We start from the raw sequence: 13920 nt of genomic DNA, 5'->3' as shown, positions 1-13920 counted from the left end.
TCATATTTCCTAGTTAAAAATAGGTGTTTGTCTGCATAAGAATTCCTCACCTTTTTCCTCATTCATGATAGAATCAATTGACTAATTATTCTTTCTTCACTTTAAAAGGAGGCATTTCTATTGAGAAACGTTACAAAAGCTTCAAACGACAATTTAGATTCAATCTTACATATAGATATTGATGTAATTGGAGACGATAGTAGACGAAATTATATTAAACACGCTATTGATAAGGAGCAATGCATCATTGTAAAAGAAGACAATTCTATTTTAGGTTTTCTGACGTATGATACGAACTTCTTTGGCTACACGTTCCTCTCATTAATTATTGTTTCGCCAACAAAAAGAAAACAAGGTCATGCAAGCTCATTAATCTCCTATATGTTAAGTAATTCTCCTACTCAAAAAATATTTTCTTCAACGAACGAATCGAATACAAATATGCAAAAAGTTTTTAAAGCGAATGGATTTATGCGTAGTGGAATAATTGAAAACCTAGATGAAGACGATCCAGAAATTATTTTCTATATAAAAAAGCCCAGAGCATAAAGGCTCTGAGCTTTTCTTTCATTCATTAGTTTGCAACAACGTTAACAAGTTTTCCAGGAACGACAATTACTTTACGAACTGTTTTTCCTTCGATTTGTTCTTTAATTGCTTCAAGTGCAAGTTGTTCCATTTCTTCTTTTGATGCGTCTTTACTCATTGTTAATTTTGCGCGAACTTTGCCCATAATTTGAACAACGATTTCAACTTCATCTTCTACAAGTTTAGACTCATCAAATGTTGGCCAGCTTGCATATGTGATTGTTTCATTGTAACCAAGCTTGCTCCAAAGTTCTTCCCCGATATGAGGTGCAACTGGTGCAATCATTTTTACGAAACCTTCTACATATTCTTTCGGAAGTGTATTAGCTTTGTATGCATCGTTGATGAATACCATCATTTGAGAAATCGCTGTGTTGAAGCGAAGCTCTGCATAGTCTTCTGTTACTTTCTTCACTGTTTGATGGTAAGCTTTTTCAAGCTCTTTATTTGGTGCATCAGTAATTTTCTCACTTAATTCACCGTTATCTTGAACGAATAGGCGCCATACGCGGTCTAGGAAACGACGAGCTCCGTCAAGACCATTTTCAGACCAAGCAATTGAAGCATCTAATGGTCCCATAAACATTTCGTATAGACGAAGTGTATCTGCACCGTGGCTCGCTACGATATCATCAGGATTTACAACGTTACCTTTTGATTTACTCATTTTCTCGTTGTTTTCACCTAAAATCATACCTTGGTTGAATAATTGTTGGAACGGTTCTTTCGTTGGAACTACACCGATATCGTATAATACTTTATGCCAGAAACGAGCATATAGTAAGTGAAGTACAGCGTGCTCTGCACCGCCGATATAAATATCAACTGGAAGCCATTGTTTTACTTTTTCAGGATCTACAAGTGCTTCGTTATTGTTTGGATCCATGTAGCGTAGGTAATACCAACAGCTACCAGCCCATTGTGGCATTGTGTTCGTTTCACGACGACCTTTTTTACCAGTTTCAGGATCAACAACATTTACCCACTCTTCGATGTTAGCTAGTGGTGATTCCCCTGTACCTGAAGGACGGATGTTTTCTGTTTTCGGAAGAACTAACGGTAATTCTTCTTCTTTCACAGCTGTCATTGTGCCATCTTCCCAATGGATTACTGGAATTGGCTCACCCCAGTAACGTTGACGGCTAAATAACCAGTCACGTAGACGGTACGTTACTTTTTGATTTCCTGCACTTGTTACTTCAAGCCATTCAATCATTTTTGCGATTGCTTCTTCTTTATTTAGTCCATCAAGGAATGCTGAGTTTACGTGTGCACCATCACCTGTGTACACTTCTTTCGTAATGTCTCCGCCTTTTACAACTTCCTTCATTGGAAGATTGAATACTGATGCGAATTCATAGTCACGCTCATCGTGAGCTGGAACTGCCATTACAGCACCTGTTCCGTAAGTTGCAAGAACGTAATCAGCAATCCAGATTGGTAATTTCTCACCGTTTACTGGGTTAACTGCGTAAGCACCAGTGAATACACCAGTTTTTTCTTTCGCAAGTTCTGTACGCTCTAGGTCACTCTTCATTTTTACAGAATTAATGTAAGCTTCTACAGCTTCTTTTTGTTCTGCTGTTGTAATTTCAGCAACAAGTGCATGCTCTGGAGCAAGTACACAGTATGTTGCACCAAATAATGTATCAGGGCGCGTTGTGAAAACTGTGAACTTCTCATCTGTACCATCAATGTTGAAGTGAACTTCTGCACCTTCAGAACGACCGATCCAGTTACGCTGCATATCTTTTAAGCTTTCCGGCCAATCAAGCTCATCTAAATCTTCTAATAAACGATCCCCGTAAGCTGTAATTTTTAACATCCACTGTCTCATCGGACGACGTTCAACTGGATGTCCACCGCGCTCACTCTTACCGTCAATGATTTCTTCGTTTGCAAGTACTGTACCAAGCGCTGGACACCAGTTTACAGGTACTTCATCAACGTAAGCTAAGCCTTTTTCAAATAGTTTTAAGAAGATCCATTGTGTCCACTTGTAGTAGTTTGGATCCGTTGTATTTACTTCACGATCCCAATCATAAGAGAAGCCTAATGCTTTAATTTGATTACGGAACGTATTAATATTAAGCTCTGTAAATTCTGCCGGGCTGTTTCCAGTATCAAGTGCATATTGCTCTGCTGGAAGACCGAATGCATCCCATCCCATTGGATGAAGAACGTTATATCCTTGCATACGCTTCATACGAGATAAAATATCTGTCGCTGTATAACCTTCTGGATGTCCTACGTGTAAGCCTGCACCTGATGGATATGGAAACATATCTAGTGCATAAAATTTTGGTTTTTCTGTCTCATCTGGCGTACGGAATGTTTTATTCTCTTCCCAATATCCTTGCCACTTCTTCTCAATTTCTTGATGATTAAAGCTCATGAGATACCCTCCTTGAAATTCTATTTATTTTCACCGCCCAAAATACAAAAAACCTCTCATCCCTAGAAAGGGACGAGAGGTTATAGATTCCCGCGGTACCACCCTAAATTAATGTAAAATATACATTCGCTTAGATCCGTAACGTGGATTAACGGCAATTGCTACTATTAGTTTCACAACTGCAACTCAAAGGCGAGTTCATAACGAAACGTGGATTGACTTGCACCGACCGTCAACTCTCTAAACCAGCTTCTATTACTACTACTCCTTTTCACTGTTATTACAAATATGAGTTAATTTAAATATATTCTAAAACATGTTACATGTTCCGTCAAACTAAACTGCAATTTTTTCTTCAACTGTTTCTTCTACTTTTACTCGTTTGTCATAAATGCTCGTTGCTATAAGCGCTACTACAAGCATTACCATGATCGCGATAAACAATACTTCCATATTGTATAAATCAACAATTGCTCCGCCAACGACTGGTCCGAACATTTTCCCTACAGTCGCCGCACTATTTACGACCCCTTGATAAAATCCTAATTTATCTTTCGGTGCAAGTATATTTGCAATGGTCGGAACCGCTGGCCATACGAATAACTCACCAATCGTTAATGTTACCATAGCAACGAGGAACATCGTAAAATGCTGCGCTTGACTTAACACAATGAATGAAGCCGCAAAAATGAAAATCCCAATCATAATTTGTTGTTTTAAAGAACGCTTCATCCAGCGAATTAGCATACTAACGAGCGGCTGCGCACAAACAATCATCGCTCCGTTTATCGTCCATAATAAACTATAGTGACGAAGGCTAATATTTAATTCTTGCATATGTGTTGCAATCGCCCCTTGCCACTGTACGTATGTAACCCAGCATAAAGCATATGCTACACACACAATAAGAAGTGCTTTGAATCCCGGTGTAAGTGACCACCCTTTTTTCGTTTCGACTTCTTTTTGTACCTCTGACCCTTTTTTGTCTTCCATACCACGGAATCCAATAAAAGCAATTAAGAAGAAAACAAAGTATAAAATAAAGTTCGCTAAGAAAATATAATCAAAACGATACGACGCAACTAAACCACCGCACGCTGTTCCAATCGCAATACCAACGTTTTGTCCAACATACATCGCATTAAATGCTCGTCTTCCGCCCTCTGGCCAAACTGTACCAACCATCGCATACATCGATGGAAAGACCATTCCAGAACCAAAGCCAATTAATGCTAGCCATACAACATATAACGGCCAACCGTGGAAGAACACAAGACCTAAAATCGATACGAGTGTAATGACAATTCCTACTAAAATTGATTTATAACCGCCCCATTTATCAAATAAAACACCGCCGAGCAAGTTTCCGATTACACCAGTAAGCGAGTTGATCATTAATACCATTCCAGCCACTGATAAAGATTTCCCTAGATGATCATGCAAATAAATTGTATTAAAAGGCCATAAAAAAGAAGCACCCGTGACATTAATAATCATCCCAGCTACTAATAGCCATACTTTCCTTGGCATATTCTCCCCTCCTATTCTATTTTTTTCGTTCATATATAACAGTAAAATTGTAGTCGTTTTTAAATAGGAAGGCAACTGATTAATAGTTGATGAAATTCAGATAATGGTTTGTTGGTAAATGAAATTATATTGATTGTCGCTTGAAAATATATCAGAGATTTTCTAATTATATCGACTTACCGAAAAAAAACGACAGCAGTAACAATATATAAATAAGAGAAGACTGCATGATGTGTATGCAGTCTTCTCTTATTTATATTATCCAACTTCTTTTTCTCGCCTCACACGTTCTTTAGCGCTCCATTTAAATATTTTATCCAACAGAGAGTATATCCTCCCAGACTCTTTCGTTAACAAAGGTCCTAACGATGCCAATATTAACACGTATAAAGCTGAGAATGGTTTAATCGTCGCCATTAAGCCGCCCGCAATTCCAATATTCGCGACAATAATGGAGAATTCTCCGCGTGATACAAGCGTTAGTCCGATATTCGTAGATGCCTTATATGATAACCCTGCTTTACGTCCCGCAGCCATTCCAGCGATAAAATTACCGATGAGAGTAATGAAAACTGCTCCTAAGGCCAACCACACGGCTCCTCCAAGAGAAAATGGATCTATACTTAAACCGAAACTGAAAAAGAATATAGCTCCAAAGAAATCACGAAACGGAACGACAAGATGCTCGATTCGATCACTATGCTCCGTTTCAGAAAAGACAAGCCCTAATAATAACGCTCCAATCGCCTCAGCAACATGAATCGTTTCTGAAAAACCAGCCACAAAGAATAAAATAGCGAATATTACGATAATAAAAATTTCATTAGACGAAATATCTAATACTTTATTTAGGAACGGCGTAGCTTTTCGAGCGATTATAAAGAATAATAACATATAGCCTACTGCGATTAAAACAGATGTAAGAGCACCTACAAATGACGTTGCCCCTCCGAGTACTAACCCTGAAACAACTGACAAATATACAGCTAAAAAGATATCATCAAACATAATGATTCCTAAAATTAGCTCCGTCTCTTTATTACCAGATCGCCTTAAATCAACAATTACTTTTGCGACAATTGCACTCGAGGAAATTGTTATGATTCCGGCAATAATTAATGTTTCTAATAAGGGGAAACCCATTATATATCCGTAAAGCAAACCTAATATAAAATTAAGCGATATATGAACAGTTCCCCCAAAAGCAATCGACTTTCCGGATTTAATTAATTTTTTTATTGAGAATTCTAAGCCTAAATAGAATAAGAGGAATATGACGCCAACACGGCCGAGGAAGGAAATTACTTCTCCGCTTTCAATAAACCTTAAATCGATAAGCCCTAAATCTGGGGCATGAGGCCCCACTAGCATACCGAGTATAATGAGAAACGGAATAATCGAAAACTTTAACTTTGCAGCGAGGATAGCTGCAAAAGCTACTAATACTAACGCAGTTCCAACTTCAAAGACTAAAGTATCCATCGATTATGAGTCACCTCCCGCTGAAAGCAACTCATTAATAATTCTCTTCACTTCATGTCTTTCACCCGATAATACGAGCATATCACCAGCCTCAATGATAGAATCTGGACCTGGATTGAAAAATTTCTTCATATTCTTTTTCAAAATAGCAATGATTGTTACGTTATATGTTTTTCGAACATGTAAACTACCAATTGTCTTTTGTACGACTGGTGCGTTATTTTCTATTTTAAACCACTCAATTGATAATCCTTCAAAAGCCATCTCAATCGTGTCTAACGCTTGTGGCCTATAGACCATTCCGCCTAATATAGCCGCAATTTGTCTCGCTTCAGAATCGCGAAGAGAAATGCTTGAAATACTCTCATCATGATCCACATCAAAATGATACATTTCTCTTCTTCCATCATCATGAATAACGATAACCATTTTTTCATTACCTTTCGTAATTACTTCAAACTTACAACCAATACCCGGAAGTTCACTTTCTCTAATATTCATATTTTCCGCCCCCTAAAATTTTTAGTTACGGCTTTTACAAATCTACATCGATCTCCGTTTTAAACTTTTCATCTTTTGAAATACCTAAATATTTGAGCGTTTCTGATGGCGTTGCATGATGGAAATGTTTTTGCAGTAGCGCAATCGCTATTCCTCTTTTGTACGCGTGAAACCCAAATGTTTTTCTCATTGAATTCGTTCCAATCTTCCCAACAATTCCAACTGCTTCCGCAGCATTATGAATCACCCGATAAGCTTGTTGACGCGTAATTGAATTTGTCGTTTTATTAGATTGAAATACGTAGTTTTCTCTTTGAACATCAAAAGATTGTACGTACGCTAAAAGCGCTTCTTTTACTTTTGTATTTAAATAAATATCTTGTTTAAATTTTTCATCTTTCACAGGAAGAGAATAAAACTCTTTAGCAGTTCCATCTTCATTTAATACATCTTCAAACTTCATACTAAGGAGCTCAGTAATTTTTAAACCCGTGTTAATTCCAATAACGAATAAAAGATAATCTCGCTGGGAATGCTCTTTCAAATATTTTTTCATAGCCTCAATTTGGCTTATATCTTTTAATGCCTCTACAACTTCCATACATGTATTCTCCTCATCTTATGAACGGTAATTTTCTCATCATGTTGTCCATTTTACCTTATCATGCTATGGGAATTCCATGTATTATCCATTTCCTTTTAAATTTTTTACGCTATACAATTGAAGCGATATACTTTAATGCACCTAAAAATTCTGGATATTTATGATTTGGAAACTTACTATTGTAAAAATACGTTGCGGTTAGAAAAATAACGAGGGATAAAGATGAAAATAGTAAAACTTCTTTGGACCTTAGCGCTATACTTATAACTTCAAATAAAGATCCATCTTCTTTCTGCAAGTTGAATTCCTCCTTTCATTTTCTGCTACTTTACACATTCAATTTATGTTACTTAATTATATTTTATAACATAATTAAGTAACATATCAATGTTTTTTTGTTATTTTTTCTGAAAATAACAAAAAATACCGAGCACCCTATGCTCGGTATTTTTGTTATTAGTCCTCTTTTGGAAGAACAATTCCTTTATACAATTGAACTGTAATGAAGTAATAAATCGCATAAATAACTACGAAAATTACAATTGGTACCCAAATACGGAAGTACGGATCGACTAAAATAAATCCGAAAATATTCATACCAACTAATACGTGAGCAATACCTACAATTGCCGGGAATAGGAATACTAAGAATAACTCTTTATAAATAGATTTTGTTAATAATTCACGGCGCACCCCGATTTTACGAAGCATTTGATAACGCGTAATATCTTTTGATGCACCAGAAAGAATTTTAAACATGAGACAGCTTGCCATCATTGCTAAGAAAGCAATTCCAAGGAAGAAGCCCATAAATACAGTTCCACTTGCAACACCGTAGAACATGTCATACATTTGATATTTACTATTCATTTGCTCAGCTTTTACATTTTTATATTTAACTAGCTGCAACTCGTCAATTTTTTTCCATTCTTTTGTGTATGCTACGAAATCGTCTGTTTTTCCAGTAAATACGATTCCTTCTTTACCATTTACAGTATCGTACATTTTTTGATCCACAATTTTAATAGCACGATCTTGGTATATATAATATGGTTGGATTGTTCTAAATAACTCATCCCATTCTTCAGGCATCGCTTTTTCATTTTGATCTTGCTCTGATCTCACTCCTGCTACTGTACCTACTGGAGCCTCTCCTGAAATTTCTTTATATTTACCGAAATTCTCTTTACCTACACCATCTCGAATAAGTGGCTTTTGTTTCTCTAAATCTTCTTTTACATAATAAACATACTTATCATCTACTTTATAACGGTACTCAGCTTTATTTTTAAATGATATACCATCTAAAATTTTCTTTTCTTCAGCTGTTGGATTATGAACTACTGAGTCGTAAATCTCTACACCATCAACCATTTTTATAACGTTATTTTTAAACGCCATACCACCTGAAATTGCACCCGCTCCAAGAGCAACTAACATTGCTACTGTCGCAAGCACTTTCGTTAAACTATTAATACGGAAGTTTAATTGTGCAAAAGTAAAAGCGTTAAGCCCTTTTTCGCTTCGTTTTTTATTACTTTTTAACTTTTTAATAATAACAGGAAGAAGCGATCCAAATAGCATGTAAGTACCAGCTGTTGTTGTAATTAATGCAATAATGATTCCCATTTCTCTTAGTTTTTCCATGTAAATCATTGATGCATAGCCAATACCTAATAAAATAACCGCAAGGAATGCAACTAAACCTGTCATTTTACCTTTTACCGCAACACGTTCTGTTTGTGCATCTGCATGTACAAGTTGTAATACAGAAATGCGAGATAATTTAATACTGTTCATAATTGCTGATAATACAAATAGTGCAAAGAAGAAGATACAAGTAACAGTCATGGATGGTAAATAAAATGCTTTATAACCTTCACCCGCAAATTCGAGTTGTTTCATTAACAACTGACCAATACCTTCAGCAAGTCCTACACCAACTGCAAGTCCAATCGCAAGAGACGCGGCCCCTAATACAATTGTCTCAATAAACATAAGTAATGTAACTTTATGCTTTTTTGCTCCTAACATCATATACATACCAAACTCTTTTTGACGAAGAGATAGTAAGAAAGAGTTCGCATATAAAATATAGAAGAATGTTATAATAGCTAGTAAAAATGAACCTGCTTGGAATACAAATCCAATTTGACCAATAGTAGAATTTTCCTTAAGGAAGGCCTCGTTTAACGCTAATGTTTGGAACATATAAAAAATTGAAATAGACATGACAAGGCCGGCAAGTAAGACGATATAATCTTTCAGCTTACTTTTTAGTCCTGACATGGAAAGTTTAAATAACATGCTCTAGAACCTCCTTTCTTACGCTTTTTGTGTGCCTAAGTCTGCAAGCACATCTAAAATTTCTTTATAAAACTCTTCACGTGTACCACCACGGTGAATTTCTTTATATAGCTCACCATCTTGAATGAATAAAATACGCTGACAGTAACTTGCACTATACGGATCATGTGTAACCATCATAATAGATACGCCTTGATCTTCATTTAAGTTTGTCATCGCATCAAGTAAACTCGCTGCATTTTTAGAATCAAGCGCTCCTGTTGGCTCGTCCCCTAAAATAATTGCTGGCTCATGTACTAAAGCACGTGCTGCTGCTGAACGTTGTTTCTGTCCACCAGATACTTCAGATGGATACTTTTGAAGTATTTCTGTGATTCCTAACATATCTGCTACTTTTTCTACTTTCGGTCCAATGTTACGTGATGAAACACCTTGAAGTGAAAGTGGAAGTGCAATGTTTTCGTAAATAGATAAGTTCTCTAATAAGTTAAAGTCTTGGAAGATGAATCCTAACTTTTGTGAACGGAAATCTGAAAGCTCACCTTGCTTCATTTTTGTAATATCCGTACCCGCAATTTCAACAACGCCGCCTGTTGCTTTATCTAACGTTGAAATTACATTTAATAATGTCGTTTTACCAGAACCAGATGGTCCCATAATTCCTACAAACTCACCCTCTTGAATTGAGAATGATACACCTTTTAACGCGTGTGATTGGTTCTCACCTTTTTTACCATACACTTTTTGAACGTTTTTCACGTCTACAACTGGTTTCGTCATATATATCCTCCTATGCTTGTTTTTCCATTACCTATTTTGCGCTTTTTGGAGGGGAACTGCTATTTGTTAACATTACATTTACCTTACACTTTTGTAATATAAAAAGGCTGAGCATGTAAGGTTGGCTTTTTTCCTTTAAATACAAATTCGTTCACTTTTTGAAATGGTACATCCGTAAATGAAATTATATTGACTTACCGACAAAAGCTGAAAATAAAAGTAGGCTGTTCCACAAAAGGAACAGCCCACTTCTCTCTTTATTTCTTTAAAGGTGTTACCGTCCAATACGTAATAACACGCCAAATCCATTCTAGTGGACCCATTTTAAAGACCTTCATCCAAATGACGCTAAATACAATTTGAATTGCATAAATTGCAATACACACATATAACGTCTGCATGTAAGTTAAGTTTTCTGCAAAGTTAAATACACTTCCTGCGATTAAAATCATTGCAGTTTGTCCAATATAATTCGTTAAAGCCATGCGGCCATAATATTTCAGTGGTGCTAACAATGTTTGAACTGATTTTAGTTGAAGTAATAAAATTAATGCTCCAACATAGAATGCTGAAATAATCGGTCCAACTGTAACACCAATTTTTAAAAATTGGCTTGCAGCATTCATTGTTCCATCCTCATTCTCAAGTATCATATTTATAAATGGTTCAGCAGGAACGTATCCATATTGATACCATACAGCTATGACACTTAAAACAAACATAATACCTGTAAAAATAGCGACTTTCTTTATATTTTGCGTGAGATTTTCAAATACACGATATTGGCCTGCAGCAAGACCTAATAAAATTAAGCCGAGTGGTAATAGTTCTTTAATCCCCATTACACTAAAAGCAATTGTTAAAATAAGGCCAATAACTAAGTTCACTTGTTTTTTCGCTTTATAAAATGGTAAAACGATTAACCCGCAAATTGCATATAACGTTAATGCCTCTCCTGGCTGAAACATGTAATGAATCAAACCGAAAATAAATAGTGCAACTACTCGGCGTAGAAATAGAACATATCCATTCTTCCCTTTCGCAATTGCTCTCGTTATAAAGATATAGAATCCTACTCCAAATAAGAATGAGAAGATTGAGAAGAAACGACCTTCTACAAATAAGTATAGAAACCTTTGATAACTTGCATCCACTGTATTAGGGTCTGGAATTTTAATATTAAGTAGTGCAAGAATATTTACTAAAATAATCCCCAGTAGTGCGAAACCACGAATATAATCTAACTCATCAATTCGTTTGTTTGTAATATTGTCCCCCATAAAGCAACTCCTTGTATAAAATTTAATCCTTCCTTACTCTACTGGAGAAAGCTGCTCACAACTATCGACAAACCTTACAGGAATCTTACATTATTGTAATATAATAAAATAAAACCAGGTCATATTTCGACCTGGTTTACTCTGATTGCTTCGATCTTTGAGGTTGTCCTTTTTTACTGTTGCGCTGTTTCACTTGCACAACTGGATCAAGCTCATTCGAAAATTCAGCGTTATGTCCATTTTGTGTTTTTTGCTCTGGGTTATTTTGATCTGAACGTTTCGCCATTACATTCACTCCTTATTAGTGCGGTGTAATAATCATTTGATGTTGCAATTGGCGAATTGCCATACGTGCTCTATTTAACTGCTCACGTTGCTCATCATTCGCATGTTGTTGCATCGTTTGTAAATCGTTATATGCTTGTTCTAATTGTAACTGTGCATCTGAATACTCCATCGTATTGTAATGCTCTTGTCTCATACCAAGATCTAATTGCTCTTTCGCATATTCCACCGCTTGTTCCGCCTGTGTAATATACGATTCAAGTGATTGACGCTCTGCCATAATTGTCCCTCCTTGCTTCAATTCCCCTTTAGTGTGTCCCTTCCATCTGAACCTTATGAGTATGTTATAATGGATTTTATTTGTTTCATTTTGACTCGTCTTAGGAGGGAAAGTAATGAAGGTTCAAAACCCTTTTCCATATACAAACGACAATAAACGTTATCATACATGGAATTACCATTTACGAAATGAATTTGGTGAAAAAATCTTTAAAGTTTCATTAGATGCTGGCTTCGATTGCCCGAACCGTGACGGTACAGTTGCTTATGGTGGCTGTACATTTTGCAGTGCCGCTGGATCTGGTGACTTCGCTGGCGATCGCCGCGATGATGTTATAACGCAATATCATGAAATGAAAGAAAAAATGCACGCAAAGTGGAAAGACGGAAAATGTATCGCTTATTTCCAGGCGTACACAAATACACATGCTCCACTTGAAGTGTTAAAAGAAAAATTTGAACCGCTTCTAGCAGAAAAAGACGTTGTCGGTCTTTCTATCGCAACTCGTCCAGATTGTTTACCGGACGATGTCGTTGCATATTTAGCGGACTTAAATAAACGCACTTATCTTTGGGTTGAGCTTGGACTACAAACTGTCCATGAACGTACTGCCAATCTTATTAACCGCGCCCACGATTATCCGTCTTACGTTGCAGGTGTAAATAAATTACGTAAGCACGGCATTAGAGTTTGCTCTCATATTATTAATGGTCTTCCACTTGAAGATTACGACATGATGATGGAAACAGCTCGTGAAGTAGCGAAGCTTGACGTACAAGGAATTAAAATTCATTTGCTTCATTTATTAAAAGGAACGCCAATGGTGAAGCAATATGAAAAAGGACAATTGGAGTTTCTTTCTCTTGAAGATTACGTAAGTCTCGTTGTTGACCAACTTGAAATGATTCCAGAAGACGTAATTGTGCACCGTATCACAGGTGACGGTCCACCTGATTTAATGATTGGCCCAATGTGGAGCTTAAATAAATGGGAAGTATTAAATTCCATCGATGCAGAATTTGTACGCCGCGGAAGCTGGCAAGGAAAATATGCAAATGAGGAGAAACAAAAATGAAATTAGAACGTGTATTACCGTTTGCTCGCTCGCTGCTGCAAACGGCTGTTAAAGAAGGCGATTACGCTGTAGATGCAACACTCGGAAATGGTCATGATGCTTGCTTCCTAGCTGAAATTGTTGGAGATAACGGAAAAGTATTTGGATTTGATATTCAAAAAGAAGCAATTGAAAGTTCTACTATCCGTCTAAAAGAAAAAAAACTTTTCGAACGTACTGTTTTAGTTCACGATAGTCACGATACACTTGTATCCGTATTACCAGAAGATGCAAAAGGAAAAGTAACAGGCGCAATCTTCAACTTAGGTTACCTTCCAGGCGGAGACAAACATATCGTTACAAAGCCGAACTCAACGATTTCGGCGATCGAACAATTATTAGAAGTAATGGCACCTGAAGGTATCATCGTCCTTGTCATTTACCACGGACATCCAGAAGGACAAGTAGAACGCGACGCTGTACTTAAATTTGCAGAAGAACTCGACCAAAAACAAGCTCACGTTTTGCGATACGGCTTCATTAACCAGCAAAATAACCCGCCATTTATTGTGGCGATTGAGAAGCGATAAAGTGAAACTTTAATCAGTGGGGCATTAACGGGGTAATTATATCAACGATTTTTCAATTATATCTATCATAACTCGGGATATATCAACGATTTTTTCGATATATCTATCATAACTTACAATATATCAACGATTTCTTGGATATATCAATTGTTCGACAAAACATAACAAAAAAAGACGTGCACTCACTGCACGTCTTTTTGTTATTCTCCTATATAATGGATATATACAATGTTAAAGGAGACGA

The 13920-nt window shown here is 36.5% G+C and carries 14 protein-coding genes and 1 other annotated feature; of the genes, 3 read left to right on the top strand and 11 right to left on the bottom strand.

From position 1 onward, the window contains the following. Positions 1 to 120: 120 nt before the first annotated feature. On the top strand, positions 121 to 549 hold the full coding sequence (locus ACS2MN_RS27295) for a GNAT family N-acetyltransferase (RefSeq protein ID WP_346994433.1): 429 nt from the start codon (positions 121 to 123) through the stop codon (positions 547 to 549). A gap of 25 nt (positions 550 to 574) precedes the next feature. On the opposite strand, the gene leuS is transcribed toward ACS2MN_RS27295, so the two are convergent. The 11 genes from leuS to ACS2MN_RS27240 all read right to left on the bottom strand — a co-directional run bounded on the left by leuS (position 575) and on the right by ACS2MN_RS27240 (position 12032). Continuing rightward, entirely contained in the window at positions 575 to 2983 is a 2409-nt protein-coding gene (gene leuS, locus ACS2MN_RS27290; protein ID WP_000009472.1) for a leucine--tRNA ligase, read from the bottom strand. 65 nt (positions 2984 to 3048) lie between these two features. Then, positions 3049 to 3267, bottom strand: a binding site (T-box leader). 52 nt (positions 3268 to 3319) lie between these two features. Further along, the gene (locus tag ACS2MN_RS27285) at positions 3320 to 4513 is read right to left on the bottom strand and encodes an MDR family MFS transporter (protein ID WP_346994434.1); all 1194 of its coding nucleotides are present in this window, start codon (positions 4511 to 4513) and stop codon (positions 3320 to 3322) included. A gap of 258 nt (positions 4514 to 4771) precedes the next feature. Then, positions 4772 to 5995: a cation:proton antiporter gene (locus ACS2MN_RS27280; RefSeq protein ID WP_438894802.1), complete on the bottom strand. Its 1224-nt coding sequence runs from the start codon at positions 5993 to 5995 to the stop codon at positions 4772 to 4774. 3 nt (positions 5996 to 5998) lie between these two features. Beyond that, a complete protein-coding gene (locus ACS2MN_RS27275) occupies positions 5999 to 6496 on the bottom strand; it encodes a cation:proton antiporter regulatory subunit (RefSeq protein WP_001026058.1) in 498 nt (165 codons plus the stop codon). 34 nt (positions 6497 to 6530) lie between these two features. Further along, entirely contained in the window at positions 6531 to 7097 is a 567-nt protein-coding gene (locus ACS2MN_RS27270; protein ID WP_000454204.1) for a tyrosine-type recombinase/integrase, read from the bottom strand. A gap of 112 nt (positions 7098 to 7209) precedes the next feature. After that, entirely contained in the window at positions 7210 to 7398 is a 189-nt protein-coding gene (locus ACS2MN_RS27265) for a hypothetical protein (RefSeq protein ID WP_001168331.1), read from the bottom strand. 158 nt (positions 7399 to 7556) lie between these two features. After that, positions 7557 to 9407, bottom strand: coding sequence for an ABC transporter permease (locus ACS2MN_RS27260; protein WP_346994436.1), 1851 nt, complete (start codon positions 9405 to 9407; stop codon positions 7557 to 7559). Positions 9408 to 9425: 18 nt separating this feature from the next. Further along, entirely contained in the window at positions 9426 to 10187 is a 762-nt protein-coding gene (locus tag ACS2MN_RS27255) for an ABC transporter ATP-binding protein (protein ID WP_000165849.1), read from the bottom strand. 257 nt (positions 10188 to 10444) lie between these two features. Next, positions 10445 to 11467, bottom strand: coding sequence for a DUF418 domain-containing protein (locus tag ACS2MN_RS27250; protein WP_087970528.1), 1023 nt, complete (start codon positions 11465 to 11467; stop codon positions 10445 to 10447). A 136-nt stretch (positions 11468 to 11603) separates the two neighbouring features. Next, a complete protein-coding gene (locus ACS2MN_RS27245) occupies positions 11604 to 11753 on the bottom strand; it encodes a hypothetical protein (protein ID WP_001129345.1) in 150 nt (49 codons plus the stop codon). A 15-nt stretch (positions 11754 to 11768) separates the two neighbouring features. After that, complete coding sequence (locus tag ACS2MN_RS27240; RefSeq protein WP_000840865.1) at positions 11769 to 12032, bottom strand: YtzC family protein; 264 nt, start codon at positions 12030 to 12032, stop codon at positions 11769 to 11771. Positions 12033 to 12147: 115 nt separating this feature from the next. Between ACS2MN_RS27240 and ACS2MN_RS27235 the strand changes: the two genes are divergently transcribed. After that, a complete protein-coding gene (locus tag ACS2MN_RS27235) occupies positions 12148 to 13107 on the top strand; it encodes a TIGR01212 family radical SAM protein (protein ID WP_000868008.1) in 960 nt (319 codons plus the stop codon). Continuing rightward, a complete protein-coding gene (locus tag ACS2MN_RS27230; protein WP_000764466.1) occupies positions 13104 to 13676 on the top strand; it encodes a class I SAM-dependent methyltransferase in 573 nt (190 codons plus the stop codon). The genes ACS2MN_RS27235 and ACS2MN_RS27230 overlap by 4 nt, the downstream gene beginning before the upstream one ends. The last annotated feature ends 244 nt before the right edge of the window (positions 13677 to 13920 follow it).

The organism is Bacillus cereus group sp. BceL062 (assembly GCF_051780025.1).
GTDB lineage: Bacteria > Bacillota > Bacilli > Bacillales > Bacillaceae_G > Bacillus_A > Bacillus_A toyonensis.
This window is presented reverse-complemented; position numbering and strand designations above follow the sequence as displayed.